This window comes from Massilia sp. 9096, from assembly GCF_000745265.1.
Classification (GTDB): domain Bacteria; phylum Pseudomonadota; class Gammaproteobacteria; order Burkholderiales; family Burkholderiaceae_D; genus Telluria.
Window position 1 is genome coordinate 3156719 of record NZ_JQNN01000001.1, and the last position, 22631, is coordinate 3179349.

The 22631-nt window shown below is 65.6% G+C and carries 16 protein-coding genes; 7 read left to right on the forward strand and 9 right to left on the reverse strand.

Translation table 11 applies throughout. The features are described 5' to 3' along the window. Positions 1-24: 24 nt before the first annotated feature. Positions 25-747 carry a pseudouridine synthase gene (locus FA90_RS13550; protein ID WP_036169521.1) on the reverse strand — a complete coding sequence of 241 codons (723 nt, stop codon included), beginning with the start codon at positions 745-747 and terminating at the stop codon, positions 25-27. Between the two features lie 330 nt (positions 748-1077). Here FA90_RS13550 and FA90_RS26480 point away from each other — a divergent pair, with 330 nt between their 5' ends. Continuing rightward, on the forward strand, positions 1078-1350 hold the full coding sequence (locus FA90_RS26480) for a hypothetical protein (protein ID WP_156116703.1): 273 nt from the start codon (positions 1078-1080) through the stop codon (positions 1348-1350). Positions 1351-1433: 83 nt separating this feature from the next. Here the strand turns inward: FA90_RS26480 and FA90_RS13555 are convergent, their stop codons facing one another. Genes FA90_RS13555 through FA90_RS13570 form a run of 4 tightly spaced genes read right to left on the reverse strand, consistent with a single transcriptional unit; the run spans position 1434 to position 4539 of the window. After that, a complete protein-coding gene (locus FA90_RS13555; protein ID WP_036169523.1) occupies positions 1434-2462 on the reverse strand; it encodes a S49 family peptidase in 1029 nt (342 codons plus the stop codon). A 10-nt stretch (positions 2463-2472) separates the two neighbouring features. After that, positions 2473-2850, reverse strand: a complete 378-nt coding sequence (locus FA90_RS13560; RefSeq protein WP_036169525.1) for a Rieske 2Fe-2S domain-containing protein — start codon at positions 2848-2850, stop codon at positions 2473-2475. Next, entirely contained in the window at positions 2847-3506 is a 660-nt protein-coding gene (locus FA90_RS13565; protein ID WP_036169527.1) for an HAD-IIIA family hydrolase, read from the reverse strand. The genes FA90_RS13560 and FA90_RS13565 overlap by 4 nt, the downstream gene beginning before the upstream one ends. Before the next feature lie 31 nt (positions 3507-3537). After that, a complete protein-coding gene (locus tag FA90_RS13570; protein ID WP_036169529.1) occupies positions 3538-4539 on the reverse strand; it encodes an RluA family pseudouridine synthase in 1002 nt (333 codons plus the stop codon). Between the two features lie 946 nt (positions 4540-5485). Between FA90_RS13570 and FA90_RS13575 the strand changes: the two genes are divergently transcribed. The 5 genes from FA90_RS13575 to glp all read left to right on the forward strand — a co-directional run bounded on the left by FA90_RS13575 (position 5486) and on the right by glp (position 14341). Next, complete coding sequence (locus FA90_RS13575; RefSeq protein ID WP_036169531.1) at positions 5486-8689, forward strand: Rne/Rng family ribonuclease; 3204 nt, start codon at positions 5486-5488, stop codon at positions 8687-8689. A 149-nt stretch (positions 8690-8838) separates the two neighbouring features. Then, positions 8839-9882 (forward strand): patatin-like phospholipase family protein, encoded by a 1044-nt coding sequence (locus tag FA90_RS13580; RefSeq protein WP_051971780.1) that lies wholly within the window; start codon positions 8839-8841, stop codon positions 9880-9882. A gap of 40 nt (positions 9883-9922) precedes the next feature. Further along, positions 9923-11308, forward strand: coding sequence for a chromate efflux transporter (chrA, locus tag FA90_RS13585; RefSeq protein ID WP_036175649.1), 1386 nt, complete (start codon positions 9923-9925; stop codon positions 11306-11308). Next, the gene (moaA, locus tag FA90_RS13590) at positions 11301-12419 is read left to right on the forward strand and encodes a GTP 3',8-cyclase MoaA (protein WP_036169535.1); all 1119 of its coding nucleotides are present in this window, start codon (positions 11301-11303) and stop codon (positions 12417-12419) included. The genes chrA and moaA overlap by 8 nt, the downstream gene beginning before the upstream one ends. Positions 12420-12448: 29 nt before the next feature. Beyond that, a complete protein-coding gene (gene glp, locus FA90_RS13595; protein ID WP_036169538.1) occupies positions 12449-14341 on the forward strand; it encodes a gephyrin-like molybdotransferase Glp in 1893 nt (630 codons plus the stop codon). A 7-nt stretch (positions 14342-14348) separates the two neighbouring features. Here glp and FA90_RS13600 read toward each other — a convergent pair whose 3' ends face one another. The 4 genes from FA90_RS13600 to FA90_RS13615 all read right to left on the reverse strand — a co-directional run bounded on the left by FA90_RS13600 (position 14349) and on the right by FA90_RS13615 (position 19928). After that, positions 14349-15698: a DNA recombination protein RmuC gene (locus FA90_RS13600; RefSeq protein WP_036169540.1), complete on the reverse strand. Its 1350-nt coding sequence runs from the start codon at positions 15696-15698 to the stop codon at positions 14349-14351. A gap of 146 nt (positions 15699-15844) precedes the next feature. Further along, on the reverse strand, positions 15845-16285 hold the full coding sequence (locus FA90_RS13605) for a group II truncated hemoglobin (RefSeq protein ID WP_051971781.1): 441 nt from the start codon (positions 16283-16285) through the stop codon (positions 15845-15847). A gap of 93 nt (positions 16286-16378) precedes the next feature. Further along, on the reverse strand, positions 16379-18913 hold the full coding sequence (locus FA90_RS13610; RefSeq protein ID WP_036169543.1) for an ABC transporter permease: 2535 nt from the start codon (positions 18911-18913) through the stop codon (positions 16379-16381). A 4-nt stretch (positions 18914-18917) separates the two neighbouring features. Continuing rightward, the gene (locus tag FA90_RS13615) at positions 18918-19928 is read right to left on the reverse strand and encodes an adenosine deaminase (RefSeq protein ID WP_036169546.1); all 1011 of its coding nucleotides are present in this window, start codon (positions 19926-19928) and stop codon (positions 18918-18920) included. A gap of 648 nt (positions 19929-20576) precedes the next feature. Here FA90_RS13615 and FA90_RS13620 point away from each other — a divergent pair. After that, positions 20577-22499 (forward strand): PrkA family serine protein kinase, encoded by a 1923-nt coding sequence (locus tag FA90_RS13620; RefSeq protein WP_036169548.1) that lies wholly within the window; start codon positions 20577-20579, stop codon positions 22497-22499. The last annotated feature ends 132 nt before the right edge of the window (positions 22500-22631 follow it).

A 22631-nucleotide genomic window follows, 5' to 3' on the forward strand; every position in this document is an offset into this window, starting at 1 on the left:
GCAACGCCGCCATGGGGGATTTTGTCAGGCGCCCGCGGGTACGAGCAGGTCGAGTTGCGCCTGATCCAGGTAGCACCATTCGCCCTCGCCGAGGCCGAGCGATTCGAGCGTCAAGCCGCCGATCTGCGAGCGGTGCAAGGCCGCGCAATGGTTGCCGGCGGCCGCCAGCATGCGCTTGACCTGATGATATTTACCCTGTTCGAGCACGATCTCGAGCAGGTGCTCGCCGCGCTGCACGCAGGTGACGGCCGCCAGCGGCGCCGGTTCGTCGTGCAACTGCACGCCGGCCAGCAGCTGCTCGACCAGGGCCGGCGTCACCGGATCCTGGGTCGTGGCCTGGTAGACCTTGGGAATATGCCGCTTGGGCGAAGATTGCGCGTGGATGAAAGGACCATCGTCGGACATCAGCAGCAGGCCGGTGGTGTCGTGGTCGAGACGGCCGACCGGCTGCACGTCGCGCCAGGTGAACTGTTCCGGCAGCAAGGTCAGCACGCCGGGATGGTGGCTCGGCTTGCGCGAGCATTCGAAGTTGGCCGGCTTGTACAGCGCGATGTAGACGCGCTCGCGGTATACCCATTCTTCATCGAAGACGGTCAGCACCAAGCCATCGGTTTCGACCGGCGTCTTGTAATTGTCGTGCGTCTCGCCATTGATGGCGACGTCGCCATCCTCGATCAGGGCGCGGCAGTACTTGCGCGTGCCAAAACCTTGCGATTGCAGCACACGGTCCAGGGATAGTTTACTCATGGCCGGCACTTTAACAGAAGGCTTATCCAAGGCAAAGAAGGCTTTTCCGAAAACGTTTGCGTAAAAAAGCAAGCCGCCAAACGGTCGAGAGCAAACGTTTCAACGATAAGCAAGAACTCGTTTGACACATGTCAAGCTTCCCGTTGTCCTCATTGATAGACTGAAACCTCGTTAGGAATTGGACTACACGTTCTTCAGGTAGGACTACCACCCAACGACATGTAGGAGAAATTCTTACGAACTCAACCGTACGAGGCACACGTGCAGATCGAAAAAAAACATTGCTATAGCACTCTTCCGGCGTCCGCGGCCATACGCTGCGGCACGACGGTGGCTCAACATCACGCTTCGCTGTTTCCAACCCGGATCGCACTCGCGCGCTGGACGCGCGGCGGCGACATTCCCCACGTCCATGCCGCCGAGCAGAACATGCCGATGCGCGCCGCCTGGTACGCCGAAGCCCAGCAGCACTTCCAGAGCTGGCTCGACGCCGGCGGCTTCCATCGTGCCGACGACAGCCTCGATTGCGCGCTGGACGGGGCCGGCATGCCCTTCCCGGTCCCCGGCATCGCCAGCTGGCCCGCGGCCGATGGCGAAAAATGATAGCGGAATCATGACTCGATGATCATGTAAAACGAAAACGGCAGCTTGCGCGGCCGCTTTCGTCTGCCTTCAGCGCAGGCTCGTCAGCGCAGGCTAGGTACGGCGCCGCGGTAGATCGACTGCACCGCTCCCGCGCCGACCGAGGCGCCAAATTTCTTCAGCACCCGCTCCGGCAAGCCTTCGTGGGCCGTGTAGTCGATAATGTCCTCGGCCTTGACGACGTCGCGCGCCACCGTGTCCACCGTGCCGAACCCGTCCGCCAACCCCATGTCGACGGCCTTGGCGCCGGTCCAGTACAGTCCCGAGAAAATCTCCGGGGTTTCCTTCAGGCGCTTGCCGCGGCCGGCGCGCACCACGGCAATAAATTGCTCGTGGATTTCGTTCAACATCTCGAGTGCGTGCTGCTTCTGCTTGTCGGACTGCGGGCTGAACGGATCGAGGAAGCCCTTGTTCTCGCCGGCGGTGAGCAGACGGCGCTCGATGCCGAGCTTGTCCATCAGGCCGGTAAAGCCGAAGCCATCCATCAGCACGCCGACCGAGCCGACGATACTGGCCTTGTTGACGAAGATCTTGTCGGCCGCTGCGGCGATGTAATACCCGCCCGACGCGCAGATCTCGTCGACCACCACGTACAGCGGCTTGTTCGGATAGCCGTGCTTCAAGCGCTGGATCTCGTCGACGATGATGCCGGCCTGCACCGGGCTGCCGCCGGGGCTGTTAATGCGCAGCACGATCGCCGCCGAGCCGGGGTCGGAAAAGGCCTTGTTCAGCGCCGGGATCACGGTATCGGCCGAGCCGCTGCCTTCGGTGTCGATGGTGCCGTCGATCTCGATCAGGGCCGTGTGGCGGCCCAGCGAATCGATGTCGGAGCCACCGAAGTCGAAGTCGGAATAAGCCCAGATCGCGAAAAATGCCAGCAGGAGAAACGACAGTTTGAAGAAGATGCCCCAACGGCGCGAGGCGCGCTGCTCGCGCACGGTGGCGAACACCAGGCGCTCGAGGGTATCGCGCTCCCAGTTGTTGAACGTGGGGGACGTCCCACTTGCCGGGCCACCCGAGGGGCCGCCGGGACGGTTGTCGTTCGGGTTGTCGCTCTTGTTGTTATCGCTCATAAAACCTTGATTAGTGGGCCTCGGGAGGGCGGATGTGCTGGTCCGGCTGCCAGTAAATGCCGTCGTCGGCCTCGCGCACGCCGATCGCACGCAGCTTGGCGCCGCGGCACGGTCCGCCGGCGCACAGGCCGCTTTCCGGCACGTAGATCGCGCCGTGCGTCGCGCACATCAGGTACATCTTGCTCGACTCGAAGAACTCGCCCTTGAACCAGTCGAGTTCGACCGGGGCATGGGCGCAGCGGTTCAGGTAAGCGTAGACCTTGCCGCCATGACGGACCGCAAAGCCGGTTGCATCGCCGCCAAAGGCATGGACCGGGAAACGCACGCCCTTGCCGCCGTCTTCCAGGGCGTCGGATGCACAGACAAAGATCTCGTTCGCCTCGCTCATGCGTTATCAATAAGCCACTGATGCAGCTCAGGCACGTTCTTTGCCGAGAACACCGGACGGCATGCCTGCAGCTGCGGCACCGGGTGCGCGCCGTATTCGACGGCGATGCCCGCAGCGCCAGCGTTATTGGCCATCAGCAAGTCGTGCGTGGTGTCGCCGATCATAACGGTACGCCGCATGTCCTGGCCAAGTTCCCTTGTCAATTCTTGCAACATTGCCGGATGCGGTTTGGAAAATGTCTCGTCGGCGCAACGGGTCGCATCGAAGGTCGACAGCAAGCCGGCGGCGTTCAAAGCGCGGTTCAGGCCCACGCGGCTCTTGCCGGTGGCGACGGCCAGGAAATAGCCGAGCTGCGACAATTCCTCCAGCATGGCCGGTACGCCCTTGAATAACACCAGTTCATGGTCTTTTGTCAGGAAATGGTAGCGATAGCGCTCCACCATGCGCGGATACAGTGCGGGATCGATGTCCGGCATCGCCGCCTGCATCGCTTCCGCCAAGCCCAGGCCGATGACGTGCGCCGCGGCGGCGTCGCTCGGCACCGCCAGTCCCAGGTCCTTGGCGGCCGACTGTATACATTTGACGATGGTGGCGGTGCTGTCCATCAGCGTACCGTCCCAATCGAATACGATCAGATCAAATTGCTTTCGTGCCATGTCTCCCGGCCCCAAGCCGGCTCCTTATTTTTTACTTGGTCATCAGTGCTTGCCCCAAGCTTACCAAGAAACGCTCGCATTCCGGCGGCAACGGCACCTGTAACGTCATCGGCTTGCCGGTTTCCGGGTGCTGGAAGGTGATCTGCCAGGCATGCAAGAACATGCGCTTGAGGGCGCCGCGCGTGTCGGTTGCCTTCTGAAGCTGCTTGTTGAGGGCGAAATCGCCGTATTTCTCGTCGCCGAGGATGGGAAAGCCGCTCGACGCCAGGTGTACGCGGATCTGGTGCGTGCGCCCGGTCTTGAGTTCCGCCTCAAGCAGCGCGAAGCCCGCCCACTTGCGCAGCAGGTTGAACACCGTATGCGATTCCTGACCACCGGCCTGTACGACGACGCGGCGCTCGCCGTCCGGGGTGGTGAACTTGTGCAGCGGCGCCCGGACGTGCTGGCGCGGATTGCGCCAGTCGCCCACCACCATGGTCTGGTAGCGCTTGTCCGTTTTACCGTCGCGCATTTGCTCATGCAAATTGGTCAGCGCCGATCGCTTCTTGGCGATCAGCAACAAGCCCGAGGTTTCGCGGTCCAGGCGATGCACCAGCTCCAGGAACTTGGCTTCGGGCCTGGCCGCGCGCAGTTGCTCGATGACGCCATACGACACGCCCGAACCGCCGTGCACGGCGACGCCGGCCGGCTTGTCGATCACCAGCAGGTGGCTGTCCTCGTGCACGATGTGGAACTCGGCGCCGGGCACGGGCGTATTGCCGCCCTGCCGCTCTGCGATGCGCACCGGCGGAATGCGCACCACGTCACCGGCTTCCAGGCGGTACATCTGGTCGATGCGCCCTTTGTTGACGCGTACTTCGCCGGAACGCAGGATGCGGTAAATATGGCTCTTGGGGACGCCTTTGCAAACACGCAACAGATAATTATCAATACGCTGACCGGCTTCTTCTTCGCCGATCGTGACGAGTTGTACGCTGGCGCTGCGGCTGTCTGTCTGTGATGAAGGGGGAACAACATGGTTTTGCAAGGTCATTCGTTTTGTCTTCCCAGAAATTCTCTCTAAGTCCTTCATTTTGAATATATAATCGACAGGCGGCGGTCAAACCTCTGCGGGTGGGGGTCTGGATGACCTAGCGCGCCGGCATTTCGGCTTGCGAGGCGCTGTTGTACCGAGGGTGCAGCAGGCTCGAGCGGGCGAAAAAGCAACGCGCAGTCGGTTGTCGAGGCCCCTGGTGTAAGAATTAAAAACGATATTTTACACAGGGGCGTCTCCATCGGCCTCGCCAAAATGCAAAATCGATGGAAAAGGAATCTTGAATAACCGTAGCGAGCGGCCGCAATCTGGGCGCAGCAGCGCAACAGTTTTTCAGATTCCATAATCTGTACGCACATTCTTGTGGGCGCGCCTGGGTTGCACCGCAGTTGCAATCGGGCCGCACGCGAGACTGCAGGATTGGATTGTTTGGAATTTTAAGGATAAGTACCGGCAAGCCGGCCTCAGGGTCGGCTCGCCGGGTGATGGTGCCGATAACGCTTGTCGTTTTCCGCCCGACCCGAGACAAGGAGACTTGATAACCGTCGCGAGCGGCAGCAGTGTTGAGTGGAATGCAGTCCGGAAAGCGCCGCCGTGCATCACGGTGCGCGCCGCAAACTCCTTGCGGCCGGACCCGGCCCGGATCATGTCCCAGGCCGCGTTTCCACCGCACCGCAACCCGCGGCGGGTTGACGGTATCCCGACGGCCGGGTTCGTCGCATCGCCCGAGGCCCTCCCTTGCGCCGCCCCACCGGGCCGCGCCGGTCGAGCTGGCCGTGGCGTGTGCGTGACAATACCGTTCGGCCCCATCTGCGCCCTGTGACCGGCAATGCCGCTCACGCCCCGGGCATACCACCGCCAACACTCCCCTCCCCGCGTACATCCTTGTACCTACGCCGTCCTGACAAGACGGCATAACGGCCCACGGGTCGCGGAGTTTATAAAAATGAAACGCATGTTGTTTAACGCTACGCAGCAAGAAGAGTTGCGCGTAGCGATCGTCGACGGCCAGAAACTGATCGACATCGATATCGAGAGCGCCGGGCGCGAACAGCGCAAGTCGAACATCTACAAAGGCGTCATCACCCGAATCGAACCCTCTCTTGAAGCCTGCTTCGTCAGCTACGGCGAAGACCGCCACGGCTTCCTCCCCTTCAAAGAAGTTGCCCGCTCCTATTTCCGCGACGGCGTCGATGTCCGTAACTGCACCATCAAGGAAGCCCTGCGCGAAGGCCAGGACATCATGGTCCAGGTCGAGAAGGAAGAGCGCGGCAACAAGGGCGCCGCCCTGACCTCGTTCATTTCGCTGGCCGGCCGCTACCTGGTCCTGATGCCGAACAACCCGCGCGGCGGCGGCGTGTCGCGCCGCGTCGAAGGCGAAGAACGCCAGGAACTGCGTGAAACCATGGACAAGCTCGACCTGCCGCAAGGCATGTCGGTGATCGCCCGCACCGCCGGCATCGGCCGCAACGTCGAAGAGCTGCAGTGGGACCTGAACTACCTGATGCAGCTGTGGCGCGCGATCGAAGGCGCCGGCAAGTCGGCCCCGGGTCCGTTCCTGATTTATCAAGAGTCGTCACTGGTCATCCGCGCCATCCGCGACTATTTCCAGCCTGACATCGGCGAAGTCCTGATCGACACCGACGAGATCTTCGACCAGGCCCAGCAGTTCATGAGCCACGTGATGCCCGACATGGCGCACCGCGTAAAACGCTACACCGACGACGTGCCGCTGTTCTCGCGTTTCCAGATCGAACACCAGATCGAAACCGCCTACGCCCGCACCGTCCCGCTGCCGTCCGGCGGCGCCATCGTGATCGACCACACCGAAGCGCTGGTCTCGATCGACGTCAACTCGGCGCGCGCCACCCGCGGCTCCGACATCGAAACCACCGCCTTCAACACCAACTGCGAAGCCGCCGACGAAGTCGCGCGCCAGCTGCGCCTGCGCGACCTCGGCGGCCTGATCGTGATCGACTTCATCGACATGGAAGTCGCCAAGAACCAGCGCGAAGTCGAACAGCGCCTGAAGGACGCGCTGCACCACGACCGTGCACGCGTGCAGATGGGCAAGATCTCGCGTTTCGGCCTGATGGAACTGTCGCGCCAGCGCCTGCGTCCGTCGCTGTCGGAAGGTTCGCACGTCACCTGCCCGCGCTGCTCGGGCACCGGCCACATCCGTGACACCGAATCGTCCGCCCTGCAAGTCCTGCGCATCATCCAGGAAGAGGCGATGAAGGAGAATTCGGCCACGATCCACGTCCAAGTGCCGGTCGATGTCGCCGCTTTCCTGCTGAACGAAAAGCGCGGCGAAGTGCTCAAGATCGAGACCCGTCACCGCATCACCGTGATCCTGATCCCGAACAAGCACCTCGAGACTCCGCACTACAAGCTCGAGCGCATCAAGGTCGACGATCCGCGCCTGGAAGACGCCGCCGCCAGCTACACCCTGGCCGAGTCGGCCGACACCGACATGGCGTTCAACAAGCGCCAGAAGGAAGAAGCCAAGCCGCGCCAGGAAGCCGTGGTCAAGACCATCACCCCGGCCCAGCCGGCCCCGACGGTCGAACGCCGCGAGCCGCCCAAGCCGGTCGCCGCCGCCCCGGCCGCTCCGATCGCACCGCCGCCGCCGCCGGCCCCGCCTGCCGAGGAAGGCTTCTTCGCCAAGCTGCGCAACTTCTTCTTCGGCCGTCCGGCCCCGATCGCACCGCCGCCCGCCCCGGCCGCCCCGTCCCAACCGGCCGAACCGGCGCCGGCAGCCGCCGAGCGCGGCGAGCGCAACGGCCGCGGTCCGCGTAACGCCAACGGCCGCAACGCCAGCCGCAACGGCAACGGCAACGGCAAGGGCCGCGAACGCGACGAGCGCGAGCATGCCGCCAAGGCCGCGCCGGGCGAAGACGCCGCCAAGCCGGCCGACGCCCTCGACGCCAAGCCGGCGCGTCCGCCGCGCCAGCCGCGTCCGCCGCGTGAACCGCGCGAGCCGCGCGAACAGGTGACCGAAGCGCAAGCCGCAGCACCGGCGCGCGCCGAGCGCACCGAGCGTGGCGAACGTTCGGAACGCACCGAACGCGCCGAGCGTCCGGAACGCGCACCGCGCCAACCGCGTCCGCCGCGCGAGGGTGCTGAACGCGCCGAGCGTACCGAACGCACTGAGCGCGCCCCGGTCGAGGCCAAGCAGGAAGAGCTGAGCATCGTGCAGGCGACCAGCGCGACCACCGTCACCATCGCGACCACCGGCCCGAACGGCGAGCAGGAAGTGGTGCAGGAGCAGATCGTCAAGTCGGTCACGTCTGCGATCACGACCGTCGGTCCGAACGGCGACGAGTTCGACGAAGCCAACGGCGATGAACCGCGCCGCCGCCGCCGCCGCGGTGGCCGCAACCGCAACCGCCGCGAGCGCGAAGTCGAAGGCGTCGATGGCGACACCATCGAGACCCCGGCCTTCACGCCGGTCGCCGACGAGGAAGCCGCCAAGGTGCAGGCCGAGGCGAAAGCCGCCAAGGCCAAGCCGGAAGCCGCTGCCGCCGGCAGCCAGGGTGCGTGGCCGTTCCCGACCGCTGCGTCGGTGAAGGCTGCCGCCGACGCCGCCGCTGCCGACAAGGTCGCCGAGAAGCTGCGCGCCGAACAGGCTGCCGCCGCCAAGGCGCAGGCTCCGGTTGCCGCCACGGCAAGCGCCGAGGCTGCCCAGCCGGTCGCCTCGAGCACGGGTGCATGGCCGTTCCCGACCGCCAAGTCGGTGGCCGAAGCGACGGCGCGCGCTGCCACCGAGCAAGCCGCCCCGGTCGCACAAGCCGAACCGGCGCCGGCGGCAGCAGCGGTAGCGCCGGCAATCGCGTTCCCGACCGCCGCCTCGCAGGCAGCTGCAGCGCCGGCACCGATCGCGTTCCCGACCGCGGCATCGCAAGCGGCTCCGGCACCTGAACCGGCACCAGCGCCGGCTGCCAGCGCCCCGGCGCCGCAGGCTGCAGCTTCGGCCGACCTTGGCGACGTGCTGGCGCAAGCCGGCCTGACGCTGGCATCGACCGACCCGGAAAAGCTGCGCGCCGCCCAGGAATCCGCGGCCCAGCCGCCGGTCCGCATGGGACGCGCCCGCAAGGTCGCCCCGCCGCCGGCCGCTGAGCCGCTGATCCAGGTGGATACCCGCCAATAAGTACGTCGATCAGCGTCGACACGGCGCCGCCCTCAGCGGCGGCGCCGACAAAGGAAGCCCCGGCTTCCTTTTTTTTTTCTTACACTCAAGGTTGCGCCCCTTGCCGACCGAAGCGAGCAAACTGGGTGTTTGATTAACGCGACGTTGCCATGAGTATCATCAAGAAGATCAACCTCGGCCTGCAAGGCGGTGGTGCCTACGGCGCCTTCGCCTGGGGCGCGCTTGACCGTCTGCTGCAGGACGAACGCCTGGAACTCGAAGCGATCAGTGCCGCCAGCGCCGGCAGCATCAACGCGGTCGTGCTGGCCGACGGCTTTGCCCATGGCGGCGGCCACGCGGGCGCGCGCGCGAGCCTGGCCAAGTTCTGGAACACGCTCGGCGCCGGCGCCATGTTCAGCCCGATGCACCCGTCGCCGTTCGACTACCTGGCCGGACGCGGCAGCGTCGAGACCTCGCCCGGCTACCTGCTGCTGCAGCTGGCCTGCGCAACCCTGTCGCCGATGCAGATGAATCCGCTCAACATCAATCCGCTGAGCATGCTGCTGGCCACGCTGGTCGACTTCGAGCGCGTGCGCGCCAGCGGGCTGGAGCTGTTCCTGTCCGCCACCAACGTACGCACCGGCACCGGACGGATATTCCAGCGCGACGAGCTGACAGTCCAGCACGTGATGGCGTCGGCTTGCCTGCCGCAGGTGTTCGCGCCGGTGATGGTCGACGGCGAAGCCTGGTGGGACGGCAGTTTCGTCGGCAATCCGGCGCTCGGGCCGCTGGTCGACCCGGGCCTGGCGCGCGACATCCTGATCATCCAGAACAACCCGGTGGCGCGGCGCGAGTTGCCGCTCTCTATGAACGACGTCAACAACCGGGTCAACGAGATCGCCTTCAACATCAGCCTGGTGCGCGAGATCAGCGCGCTGCATCACATGAACACGGTGGTCGACGAGGTCGACCCGGGCCAGGTGCGCCAGCAATCGATGCGCCTGCACCTGATCAGCGGGGCCGAGCACCTGCGCGAACTGAGCATCTCGAGCAAGTTCAATACCGAATGGCGCTTCATCCAGCACCTGCACGAGGTCGGCTACCAGGCCGCCGGGCGCTGGCTGGAAGAAAACTTCCAGCACGTCGGGGTCGCCTCGACGCTGGACCCGTCGCACTTCTACGCTACTGTTCCACCAGACATCGCCTCGTTGTAACATGGGCGACCTTCCACTTCGGCGCCTGCCGATCGACGCCATGCCGGACCCGACCGCTGCCGATCTGCCCACGCCGCCCGCCTCGGCGCCTGCATCGGCGCCCGAACCGGGACCCGAATCCGTGCCATTCAGCGCCGCCCTGCGCTACTGGTTCAAGCTCGGCTTCATCAGCTTCGGCGGCCCGGCCGGCCAGATCGCGCTGATGCATGCCGAGCTGGTCGAGCGGCGGCGCTGGATTTCCGACGGGCGGTTCCTGCATGCCCTCAACTATTGCATGCTGCTGCCCGGCCCCGAGGCGACGCAGCTGGCGGTCTACATCGGCTGGCTGCTGCACCGTACGGCCGGCGGGATTGCCGCCGGGGTGCTGTTCATCCTGCCTTCGCTGCTGATCCTGGCCGCGCTGTCCTGGGTCTACCTGGTGTTCGGGCAGCTGCCGGCCGTGGCGGGCGCGCTGGCCGGGGTCAAGCCGGCGGTGGTGGCGCTGGTGCTGGCGGCGGCCTGGCGCATCGGCAGCCGCACGCTCAGGAACCCGGCGCTGGCCGCGATCGCGCTGGCCGCCTTCGTCGGGATCGCGCTGCTGCGCCTGCCGTTTCCCGCCATCATGCTGGGTGCGGCGGTGGCCGGGAGCATCGGCGGACGGGTGCGTGCGCACTGGTTCCAGCCTGGCGGCGGTGCGCACGGCGCCGCCAGGCCAGGCGCCGGGCCCGCGCTGATCGATGACGACACGCCGACGCCGCCGCACGCCCGCTTCGCCTGGCCGCGCCTGGCGGCGGTGGCGCTGGCCGGGTGCGCCCTGGTGCTGGCCGGCTGGGGCTTGCTGGCCGCGGCATGGGGCGTGGACGGCACGCTGCCGCGCATGGCCTGGTTCTTCACCAAGACCGCGCTGCTGAGCTTCGGCGGCGCCTATGCGGTGCTGCCCTACGTCGTGCAGGGCGCGGTCGACCACTACGGCTGGCTCAACGCCGGCCAGATGATCGACGGGCTGGCGCTGGGCGAGACCACGCCCGGCCCGCTGATCATGGTGAACGCTTTCGTCGGCTTCGTGGGCGGCTGGAACGGCGCACCGTTCGGCCCGCACGCGCGTGCGCTCGCGGGCGCGTGCGCGGCGGCGGTGGCGACCGTGTTCACCTTCCTGCCCTCCTTCGTATTCATCCTGGCCGGCGGTCCGCTGGTAGAGTCCACGCGCGGCAACGTCCGCATGACGGCGCCGCTCACCGCGATCTCGGCGGCAGTCGTCGGCGTGATCGCCAGCCTGGCCGTGTTTTTCGGCGGCCACGTATTCCTGGCCGACGGACGGCCGCAGTGGAGCGCGATCGCGATCGGCGCGGCCGCCACGCTGTCCCTGCTGCGCTGGCGCGTCGGCCCGGTGAAATTGATCCTCGCCTGTGGTATCGCCGGCCTCGTGCTAACCTTACGGAATGTCTGAAAAAATCATCTTGCTGAGCGACGTGCGCGCGCCCGCGCTGACGGCTCCGGCGGCGCTCGAAGCGCCGACCGGGCTGCTGGCCGACGCCCTCGGCCGCCCGCTGCACGACTTGCGCATCTCGGTCACCGACCGCTGCAATTTCCGTTGCGTGTATTGCATGCCGAAGGAAGTCTTCGACAAGGATTACGCCTACCTGCCCCATTCCTCGCTGCTGAGCTTCGAGGAGATCACGCGCGTGGCGAAGTTGTTCATCGCCCACGGCGTCGAAAAGATCCGCCTGACCGGCGGCGAACCGCTGCTGCGCAAGAATCTGGAGGGCCTGGTGACCCAGCTGCGCGCGCTCGACACGCCCTCCGGCCGTCCGCTCGACCTGACGCTGACCACCAACGGCTCGCTGCTGGCGCGCAAGGCGCGGGCATTGAGGGATGCCGGCCTGGACCGCGTCACCGTGTCGCTCGACGCCATCGACAACGACGTGTTCCGGCGCATGAACGACGTCGACTTCGCCGTCTCCGACGTGTTGAACGGCCTGGACGCGGCCCATGCGGCCGGCCTGGGGCCGATCAAGGTCAACATGGTGGTCAAGGGCGGCACCAACGACGGCCAGATCTTGCCGATGGCGCGCCACTTCAAGGGCTCGCCGTTCATCCTGCGTTTCATCGAGTACATGGACGTGGGCGGCTCGAACGGCTGGAACATGGACGAGGTCGTGCCGTCGAGCGAAGTGGTGCGCCGGATTTCGGCCGAGATGCCGCTGGTGGCGATCAACCCGAACTACACCGGCGAGACCGCCTCGCGCTGGAAGTACGCGGATGGCGGCGGCGAAGTCGGCATGATCTCCAGCGTCACCCAGGCGTTCTGCCAGGATTGCTCGCGCATCCGCCTGTCGACCGAGGGCAAGCTCTACACCTGCCTGTTCGCCACGCAGGGCCACGACCTGCGCGGCCTGCTGCGCGCGGGCGGCAACGACCTCGAACTGTCGTCGGCCATCGCGCGCCTGTGGCGCCGGCGCGCCGACCGTTATTCCGAAACGCGCACCGTCAACACGGCAGGCCTGTCGAGCCGCTCGGAGAGCGCACGGAAAATCGAAATGTCCTATATCGGCGGCTAAAAGCCGTCAAAACAACAAGCGGATACGACATGAACAAGGAATCGATCAGCGGCCTGCTCCTCGCGGGCGGGCGCGGCACGCGCATGGGCCACGTCGACAAGGGTTTGCAGCCGTTCGGCGGCTCGACCATGGCGGCGGCCGTGCTGGCGCGCCTGCAGCCGCAGGTGGCCACGCTTGCCATCAACGCCAACCAGAACCTCGAGCGCTACGCCACCTTTGGCGTGCCGGTGTGGCCCGACGATACGCCCGGTTTCCTGGGACCGCTGGCGGGCCTGGAAACCGGGCTGCGCCGCGGCACCACGCCCTACCTGTTGACGGCGCCCTGCGATTCGCCCTTCCTGCCCCCTGACCTGGCCGAGCGCCTGCTGGACGGCCTGGAGAGGCGGGACGCCGACCTGGCGGTTGCCGTGACCGAGGAAAACGGCGTGCGCCAGCCGCATCCGGTGTTTTGCCTGCTGAAAACCAGTCTGCTGCCGGTCTTGTCCGCCTACCTGGCCGGCGGCGGGCGCCGCATGGATGGCTGGTATGGGCAGATCAAGGTGGCCGAGGTGCTGTTCGAGGATGCGGACGCGTTCCGCAACATCAACACGCTGGACGAACTCCAGCGCCTCGACACGGCCGCGTCTTCCACGCATGCGCCGCGCCTGGCCGACGTCGTCAGCTGCCTGTCGGCCTACGATCCGGACGCCCTGCCCGTGCGCGACGCCCAGCGCGTCATCCGCGAATTCGTCCAGCCGATCCGCAGCACCGAACAGGTGGCGCTGCGCGCCGCGCTCGGGCGCGTGCTGGCGCACGACATCACCTCGCCGATCGACGTCCCGGCGCACGACAACTCGGCGATGGACGGCTATGCGCTGCGCGGCGCCGACCTGGTTCAAGACGGCGACACGCGCCTGCGCGTGGCCGGCACCGCATTCGCCGGCCGCGCTTTCGAAGGCGTGCCGCAGGCAGGCGAATGCGTGCGCATCATGACCGGCGCCGTCATCCCGCAAGGTTGCGACAGCGTGGTGCCGCAGGAGTTCGTGCGCGAAATCGACGAAGATGGGCAACGTTCGATCGTCATGGCGCCCGGGACCCTCCGCGCCGGCGACAACCGCCGCCTGGCCGGCGAAGACCTGAAGCGCGGCAGCGCAGCCCTGCGCAAGGGCAAGGTAATCCGCCCCGCCGACCTCGGCTTGCTGGCCTCGCTCGGCGTGGCCGAGGTGCCGGTGCAGCGGCGCCTGCGCGTCGCCTTCTTCTCGACCGGCGACGAGCTGCGCTCGATCGGCCAGCCGCTCGACGAAGGCTGCGTCTACGACAGCAACCGCTACACGATCCACGGCATGCTGCAGCGCCTGGGCGTCGACCTGATCGACATGGGCGTGGTGCGCGACGACCCGCAGGCGCTGGAAGACGCGCTGCGCGAGGCGTGCGAGAACGCCGACGCCATCATCACCTCGGGCGGCGTCTCGGTCGGCGCGGCCGACTACACGCGCACGATCATGGCGCGCCTGGGCGACGTCAGTTTCTGGAAGATCGGCATGCGGCCGGGCCGCCCGCTGGCTTTTGGACGGATTGGCTCGAACGGCCGCAGCGCTTTCCTGTTCGGCCTGCCGGGCAACCCGGTCGCGGTGATGGTCTCGTTCTACTTTTTCGCGCGCGAGGCGCTGCTGCGCATGATGGGCGCCGAGGCGCCGCTCGAGCTGGTCAAGGCGCGCTCGACGGCCACGATCCGCAAGAAGCCGGGCCGCACCGAATACCAGCGCGCCGTGCTGACGCGCGGGGCCGACGGCATGCCGGCCGTGGCGATCACCGGCGCCCAGGGCTCGGGCATCCTGCGCTCGATGTCGGAGGCGAACTGCATGGTGGTGCTGCACGACGAGCAAGGCACGGTGCAGGCGGGGGACATGGTCGACGTGCTGCTGTTCGAAGGCCTGGTCTAGACCGGCGTCATTCCTCACTGTCGAGGCCGGACGCGCCGAGCATCAGCGCGGCCGCCTCGCTCGGCAAGGCCTCGACCGATTTCAGTTTGCGCGCCATCTGGCGGCTGCGCACCTCGGCGCTTTCGATGTTCTTGGCGGCGCGCTCCAGCGTCAGCTTGGTCTGGGCCAGCACATCGCCGAACTTGCCAAACTCGGTCTTGACCGCGCCCAGCACCTGCCACACTTCGGACGAACGCTTTTCCAGCGCCAGCGTGCGGAAACCCATCTGCAGGCTGTTGAGCAAGGCCGACAACGTCGACGGTCCGGCGATCGTCACCCGCAGCGTGCGCTGCAAATCGTCGGCCAGGCCCGGACGGCGCATCACTTCGGCGTACAGGCCTTCGGTCGGCAGGAACAGGATCGCGAAATCCGTGGTCTGCGGCGGCGACACGTATTTTTCGCAGATGGTCCTGGCTTCGCCGCGCACCGCGCGTTCGAGCTCCGCACCCGCGCGCGCGACCCCGTCGGCATCGCCAGCGTCGGCCGCTTCCAGCAGGCGCTCGTACTGCTCCTTGGGGAACTTGGCGTCGATCGGCAGCCACAGCGGCGGCCCGCCGTCGACCACGCCCGGCAGCTTGATCGCGAATTCCACGCGCGCGTTCGAACCACGCACGGTCTCGACGTTCTTGCCGTACTGGTCGACGGTCAGCACCTGCTCGAGCAGCATTTCCAACTGCACCTCGCCCCAGGTCCCGCGCGTCTTGACGTTGGTCAGCACGCGCTTCAGGTCGCCCACGCCGACCGCCAGCTGCTGCATTTCGCCCAGGCCCTGGTGCACCTTTTCCAGCCGGTCCGACACCTGGCGGAACGATTCGCTCAGGCGCGTCTCCAGCGTCGCGTGCAGCTTCTCGTCGACGGTCTGGCGCATCTCTTCCAGGCGCTTGCCGTTATCCGCCTGCAGGTCGCGGATCTTGGATTCCAGCGTGGCGCGCACTTCGAGCATGCGCTGGGCATTCGATTCGGTCAGCGTCGCCAGCGAGGCGTTGACCGAATCGGCCATGCGCTTCAGGCTGCGCGCCTGCTCCTCGCGCCCGCCGGCCGCGTGCAAGTGCATCTGCTGGCGCATGGTGTCGAGCTGCTGGGCCGCGGCCGCATGGTGTTGCGCCAGGTTGGCTGACAGCTCCTGGCGCGTAGCCTGGGCGCTGGCCTGCATCTCGTGGCGCAGCTCGCGCTCGAGGCGCTCGAAAGCGAGCTGGGCAGCTTCGTCGCCGCGGCTTTCCGTGCGCGCGCCCGCACGCGTACGCGCGAGCAGCATGACTTGCAGTGCGATGACGGCCAGCAGGCCGATTGCGAGCAGGATGAATTCGAGGGTGGACATGTCGTCGGTACGGCGTTTTATTCGAGGCGCCCGCTGAGGTCGCTGAGTGCGAGCGCTCAGTGGGGGCGCTCAGTGGGGGCGCTCAGTGGGGGCGCTCAGTGGGGGCGCTCAGTGGGGGCGCTTAGTGAGGTCACTCAGCGGGTCGCTCAGTGGGGGCGATTACGCATCCAGTCGGCGGTCTGGTAGAACGAGGTCATCAGTCGCAGGCGCAAGTCGTAGTCATAGCCCATGTCTTCCAGCGCTTGCGCCATGCAGCGCAGCCACTGGTCGCGCTCGCTCGTGCCGATGGCGTACGGCAGGTGGCGGGCGCGCAGCATCGGATGGCCGTAGCGCTCGATGAACAGGTTGGGGCCGCCCATCCAGCCGGACAGGAACATGAACAGCTTGTCCCGCGAGCCATCGTTGGGTACCGGATGCATGGCGTGGATGCCGGCGAAGTCCTTCTCGAGTTGCATCAGGTCGTAGAAGCGGTCGACCAGTTCGCGCAGGCGGGCTTCGCCGCCGATGACGTCGTAAAGGGTGCGCTCCTGCTCTTGCTGCTGGTCTTGCGCGTCGCCGGTGTGTTGGGTTGCTGTGGATTCGGTCATCCAGCCATGATAGCGCAGGCGCTGCCGGCCGTGGTGCGTCCAAGGCTGAGGGGCCTCGAACGAAACCTTTACGGTCGGCAAAACCACAACAGATCAGGTCGCCTCGCGCAGCGTTTGCAGCGGCGGTTTGCGCAGCACGCCACGCAAGCCGAACCAGCCGCCGATCAGTGCGCACACGGCCCCGGCGACCAGGCCGACGGTCCACACCAGCGGATCGAAATGCCATGGGAACTTGAACTGGTACTCGGCCAGCGCCCAGCCGAGCGCCGCCGCGCCCGACGCCGCGAGCAGCCCGGACAGGCCGCCCACCAGCGCGAACTCGATGCGCTGGGCCGTAGCCAGCTGGCCGCGCGTGGCGCCCAGCGCGCGCAACAGGCCGGCTTCGCGGGTGCGCTCGGCCTGCGATCCCATCAGCGCGGCGTACAACACCAGCACGCCCGACGCCAGTGTGAACACGAACAGGAACTCGACCGCCGTCACGACCTGGTCGAGCACGTCCTGCAGCTGGCGGATGATACCGCTGACGTCGACCACGGTCAGGTTCGGGTAGGTGCGCGTGAGCGTGTTGGCCAGGCCGATGCCCTTGGCCGGCAGGTGGAAGGCGGTCATGTAGGTGGTGGGCGCGTCGCGCATCGCCGCCGGGTTGATGATGACGAAGAAGTTGGCGTGCATCGAGCCCCACTCCAGCTTGCGCAGGCTGGTCACCTTCGCTTGCACGACCTGCCCGCCCATGTCGAAGCGCATCGTGTCGCCGAGCTTCAGGTGCAGCGTACGCGCCAGCCCCTGCTCGACCGAGGCTTCGGCCACGCCGGGCGCATCCTGGTACCAGCGGCCGGCCACGACTTCGTTCTGTTCCGGCAGCGCGAGCGTGCTGGAGATATTGAATTCGCGCTCGGCCAGGCCGCGCGCGCGCTCGTCGCGGTAGGTGTCGGCGGTGACGGCGTTGCCGTTCACGGCAATCAGGCGTCCGCGGATCATCGGGTACAGCACGAGGTCGCGCACGCCGGCCTGGGTGATGCTCCTGGCCACGCCGTCGCGCTGCTCGGGCTGGATGTTGATGATGAAGCGGTTCGGGGCGTCGGGCGGCGTGGACAGGCGCCACGCGTTCATCAGGTCGCCGCGCACGACCGTCAGCACCAGCAGCGCCATCAGGCCGAGCGACAGCGAGACGATCTGCACCACGGTGGCGCCGGGGCGGCGCTGCAGCGAGGTCAGCGCGAAACGCCAGCCCTGGTGGCTGACCGCGCCGCGCAGGCCGCGCAAGGCGCGCAATGCGAGCCAGCCGATCAGGGCAAAAGCGGCCAGCCCGCCGAGGAAGCCGCCGGCGGTCAGCAGCGCCAGGCGCACGTCGCCTGCCTGCCACAGCAGCAGGCCGACGAACACCAGCGTGCCCAGACCATAGGTGGCGAGCGCGGCGGGACGCGGCGCCGCCGACTCGCGCCGGATCACGCGGTTGTGCGGCACGTTGCGCAGTTGCAGGACCGGCGGCAGCGCGAAGCCGACCAGCAACAGCATGCCGGTCACCACGCCCTGCAGCGCCGGCAGGATCGAGGCCGGCGGCGGCGTGCCCGGGATCAGGTTGGCGATCAGCGCCAGCAGCACGAAATGGGCGACGAAGCCGACCAGCACGCCCAGCAGGCTGCCGGCCAGCCCGACCAGCGCGAACTCGATCAGGAACAGCAGGCCGACTTCGTTCTGGGTCATGCCGAGGCAGCGCAGCATCGCGCAGGCGTCCAGGTGGCGCTGCATGAAGCGGCGCGCCGCCATCGCCACCGCGACCGCCGCCAGCATCGCCGACAGCAGGCTGACCAGGGCCAGGAAACGCTCCGCGCGGTCGAGTGTGGAGCGCATTTCCGGGCGGCCGTTGTCGAGCGTCTCGATGCGCACGCCGCGCACGTTGTCGGCGGCGATGCGCGCGCGCACCCAGCGTTCGTAATCGTTGACCGGCGCCAGGTCGTTGGGCGAGCGCGCCGCGACCTGCATGCGGTAGGTCACGCGCGCATAGCCATCGGCCAGGCCGGTCGCTTTCAGGTCCGCCATGGCGAGCATCACGCGCGGCGCGAAGTTCGAGAACGAGGCGCCGCGGTCGGGCTCGGAGGCGATCAGACGTGCGACCTTGAAACTCTTGTCGCCCAGCTGGATGCTGCCGCCGACCGCGATTCGCAGGGGCGGCAGCAGGTTGACGTCGACCCAGACCGTGCCCGGCGCCGGGGTGTCGCGCGTCAGCTGGCCGGCGGCCTCGCTGGCGTCGTCGGGGTTGTCGGTGACGCGCAGCTGGCCGCGCAACGGATAGCCCGGCGACACCGCCTTGACCGACGCCAGCTGCGCCTGCGAATCGTCGCCCGCGCCGGCCTGGGCCATGCTGGGAAAGGTGACGGTGTCGGCCAGCAGCAGGCCGCGCCGTTGCGCTTCGATGCGCCAGGCTTGCGGCAGCGGCTGGTCGGCGTTGATCAGCAGGTCGGCGCCGAGCAGCTGGTGGGCGTCGCGGTTCAGGCCGCTTTTCATGCGGTCGACGAAAAATCCGACCGCAGTCAGGGCCGATACCGCGACCACGAGGGCCACCAGGAGGAAGCGCAATTCGCCGGCGCGCCAGTCGCGCGCGGTCATGCGCAGGGATTGAATGAGCATGCGGTCAGTATAGCTTGTCGAAGAAGGCGTCGACCTCGGCACGATAGGCGCGCTTCTGCTCGTCCTCAAGGAAGGCAGCGGCAAAACTGTTATGGGCCAGTTGACGCGCGTGGCGCAGTTCCAGCGGCAGGGCTTCGAACGCGGCCAGGTAATTGTCGTTGACGTAGCCGCCGAAATAGGCCGGATCGTCCGAATTGACGGTCACGGCCAGGCCGGCATCGAGCAGGCGGCGCAGGTTGTGGCTGCCCATCACGTCGAATACGCGCAGCTTGATGTTCGACAGCGGGCACACGGTCAGCGGCATGCGCTCGCGCACCAGGCGCTCGACCAGCGCCGGATCGTCCAGGCAGCGCACGCCGTGGTCGATGCGCTCCACGTTCAATATATCGAGCGCGCTCTCGATATAGCTCGGGGGCCCCTCCTCGCCCGCGTGCGCGACCAGGTGCAGGCCGAGCTCGCGCGCCCGCGCGAACACGCGCGCGAACTTTTCCGGCGGGTGGCCCAGTTCGGACGAATCGAGGCCGACGCCGACGAACTTGTCGCGGAACGGCTCGGCTTCCTCGAGCGTGGCGATCGCCTCTTCCTCGGACAGGTGGCGCAGGAAGCACAGGATCAGGCTGGCGCTGATCGGCGCATCCCGGCAGGCGCGCCAGATGCCGTCGATCACGGTCGCGAACGGCACGCCGCGCGCGGTATGGGTCTGCGGATCGAAAAAGATTTCGGCGTGGCGCACATTATCGGCGTGGGCGCGGCGCAGGTAGGCCGCGGTCATGTCGTAGAAGTCCTGCGCGGTCAGTAAAACACTGGCACCCGCATAATAAATGTCGAGGAATGATTGCAGATCGCTGAAAGCGTACGCTTGACGCAACGCTTCGACCGTCGGGTAAGCGAGTGAAACGCTATTCCTTTGTGCAAGCTCAAATATCAGTTCGGGCTCGAGCGAGCCTTCGATATGGATGTGCAATTCTGCTTTTGGCATCGCCTGCAGCGCGTTGCGTAGTTGTTCTTCCAACATGATTGTCTCTCCACGATTGATGATTCAGGCTCAAGGACGCAGTGTAACGTATCGACCTAGACTGTTGGTTTCATTCAGGAATTTATGTAACCGGGACACCATACGCGTGCGACACTGCTTAGCCAGTTGGTGCACTATTCCTTTACCTTTTGAGAAGTCATGACGTGCTCAGACAAACTCGACCGCTTCTTCTTCTCGGGCTCGCCAAGACCCTGCCAGCCGGCGCCAAGACCGGCTCCGCAGACGTTTCAAAATGGCTTTTTGTCTTTTATTTTCAGACACTTAGTTTAACCGTAAAGACGCGCTCATCACTGTTTTGACTTCCAGAACTATTAAGCAGATAATAAATTTCATACGCGTAAAAGACGCTCTCAGTGGGCGCTGACAAAACCGGTGACACCATTAAAGAAATCTGCAAAACAGCAGTTTATTTTGATGGCCGATAAACCGGGTCATAACAAGAACGTCGCCCTCCGTTTTGTGTCAGATCTTTGACCTCCAAACTTCTTGGGCGAACCCCACAAAAACATTCGGGGACTTGAAAGGCCGTAAGGCTTTCCGAATTCCTGCGTCAGAACCGGGGCTTGGGCAGTTGTTTTGAACAGCTGTCGGACAGTGATCAGTGTTAGCACATTCGAGGACATTCACATGACCATTTTTGATAACTACGCAGCCCGCTACGAGCGCACCCGGGAAGAGGAATACTCTCTGTCCGAGTATCTTCAACTCTGCAAGAAAGACCCCATGACCTACGCCAGCGCGCCCGAACGCATGCTGGCCGCCATCGGCGAACCGACCCTGGTCGACACCCGGCTCGACCCGCGCATGTCGCGCATCTTCGCCAACAAGGTCATCAAGATTTATCCGGCGTTCCGCGAGTTTTACGGGATGGAAGAAGTGATCGAGCAGGTCGTGTCGTACTTCCGCCACGCGGCCCAGGGCCTCGAGGAACGCAAGCAGATCCTGTATCTGCTGGGCCCGGTCGGCGGCGGCAAGTCGTCGATCGCGGAAAAACTCAAGCACCTGATGGAACAGGTGCCGTTCTACGCCATCAAGGGCTCGCCGGTGAACGAGTCGCCGCTCGGCCTGTTCAACGAAGAAGAGGACGGCAACATCCTCGAAGAAGACTATGGCATCCCGCGCCGCTACCTGCGCAACGTGCCGAGCCCGTGGGCGGTCAAGCGCCTGCACGAATTCGGCGGCGACATCAACAAGTTCCGCGTGGTCAAGCGCTACCCGTCGATCCTGAAGCAGATCGCGATCGCCAAGACCGAGCCGGGCGACGAAAACAACCAGGACATCTCCTCGCTGGTCGGCAAGGTCGACATCCGCAAGCTCGAGGATTATTCGCAGGACGATCCGGACGCCTACAGCTACTCGGGCGGCCTGTGCCTGGCCAACCAGGGCCTGATGGAATTCGTCGAGATGTTCAAGGCGCCGATCAAGGTGCTGCACCCGCTGCTGACCGCGACCCAGGAAGGCAACTACAAAGGCACCGAAGGCTTCGGCGCGATCCCGTTCGAAGGCATCATCCTGGCCCACTCGAACGAGTCGGAGTGGAAGACGTTCCGCAACAACCGCAACAACGAGGCATTCCTCGACCGTATCTATATAGTCAAGGTGCCGTACTGCCTGCGCGTGTCGGACGAAGTCAAGATCTACGACAAGCTGCTGCGCAATTCGTCGCTGGACAAGGCGCCCTGCGCGCCGGGCACGCTGCGCATGATGTCACAGTTCGCCGTGCTGTCGCGCCTGAAGGATCCGGAAAACTCGAGCGTCTATTCGAAGATGCTCGTGTACGACGGCGAAAACCTGAAGGACACCGATCCGAAGGCGAAATCGTTGCACGAATACGTCGACTACGCCGGCGTGGACGAAGGCATGAACGGGCTGTCGACACGTTTCGCCTTCAAGATCCTGTCCAGGGTCTTCAACTTCGACAACACCGAAGTGGCGGCCAATCCGGTGCACCTGCTGTACGTGCTCGAACAGCAGATCGAGCGCGAGCAATTCCCGCCCGAGACCGAGCAGCGCTACCTGTCCTATATCAAGGAGCACCTGGCGCAGCGCTACGTCGACTTCATCGGCAAGGAGATCCAGACCGCCTACCTCGAGAGCTATTCGGAGTATGGCCAGAACATCTTCGACCGCTACGTGACCTTCGCCGACTTCTGGATTCAGGACCAGGAATTTCGCGACCCGGACACCGGCGAAAGCTTCGACCGCGAATCGCTGAACGCCGAACTCGAGAAGATCGAGAAGCCGGCCGGCATTTCGAATCCGAAGGATTTCCGCAACGAGATCGTCAACTTCGCACTGCGCGCGCGCGCGACCAACGGCGGCAAGAACCCCGCCTGGACGAGCTACGAGAAGTTCCGCACAGTGATCGAGAAGAAAATGTTCTCGAACACCGAGGAACTCTTGCCGGTCATCTCGTTCAACGCCAAAGCGAGCTCGGAAGACGCCACCAAGCACGCCGACTTCGTCGAGCGGATGGTCGAAAAAGGCTATACGCCGAAGCAGGTCAGGCTCTTGTGCGAATGGTATCTCCGAGTGCGCAAGTCTTCGTAAGGGAGGCTCGATAACCTACTGCGCGTCGCAGAGACGGTCTGCGATGCTCGCCGTACCGTAAGTACGGCTGTGCTTCTCGACCGCCCCTGCTTCCGCTCGCTACGGTTCTCGAGCCTCCGTGACGCTCACAAC

Coding starts and splice junctions, on each gene's coding strand:
- FA90_RS13605 (WP_051971781.1), bottom strand. CDS start 16,285: ATGACCGAATCCACAGCAACCCAACACACCGGCGACGCGCAAGACCAG.
- FA90_RS13555 (WP_036169523.1), bottom strand. CDS start 2,462: ATGAGCGATAACAACAAGAGCGACAACCCGAACGACAACCGTCCCGGC.
- FA90_RS13580 (WP_051971780.1), top strand. CDS start 8,839: ATGAGTATCATCAAGAAGATCAACCTCGGCCTGCAAGGCGGTGGTGCC.
- FA90_RS13550 (WP_036169521.1), bottom strand. CDS start 747: ATGAGTAAACTATCCCTGGACCGTGTGCTGCAATCGCAAGGTTTTGGC.
- FA90_RS13575 (WP_036169531.1), top strand. CDS start 5,486: ATGAAACGCATGTTGTTTAACGCTACGCAGCAAGAAGAGTTGCGCGTA.
- FA90_RS13620 (WP_036169548.1), top strand. CDS start 20,577: ATGACCATTTTTGATAACTACGCAGCCCGCTACGAGCGCACCCGGGAA.
- moaA (WP_036169535.1), top strand. CDS start 11,301: ATGTCTGAAAAAATCATCTTGCTGAGCGACGTGCGCGCGCCCGCGCTG.
- FA90_RS13615 (WP_036169546.1), bottom strand. CDS start 19,928: ATGTTGGAAGAACAACTACGCAACGCGCTGCAGGCGATGCCAAAAGCA.
- glp (WP_036169538.1), top strand. CDS start 12,449: ATGAACAAGGAATCGATCAGCGGCCTGCTCCTCGCGGGCGGGCGCGGC.
- FA90_RS13600 (WP_036169540.1), bottom strand. CDS start 15,698: ATGTCCACCCTCGAATTCATCCTGCTCGCAATCGGCCTGCTGGCCGTC.
- FA90_RS13560 (WP_036169525.1), bottom strand. CDS start 2,850: ATGAGCGAGGCGAACGAGATCTTTGTCTGTGCATCCGACGCCCTGGAA.
- FA90_RS13565 (WP_036169527.1), bottom strand. CDS start 3,506: ATGGCACGAAAGCAATTTGATCTGATCGTATTCGATTGGGACGGTACG.
- FA90_RS13570 (WP_036169529.1), bottom strand. CDS start 4,539: ATGACCTTGCAAAACCATGTTGTTCCCCCTTCATCACAGACAGACAGC.
- chrA (WP_036175649.1), top strand. CDS start 9,923: ATGCCGGACCCGACCGCTGCCGATCTGCCCACGCCGCCCGCCTCGGCG.
- FA90_RS13610 (WP_036169543.1), bottom strand. CDS start 18,913: ATGCTCATTCAATCCCTGCGCATGACCGCGCGCGACTGGCGCGCCGGC.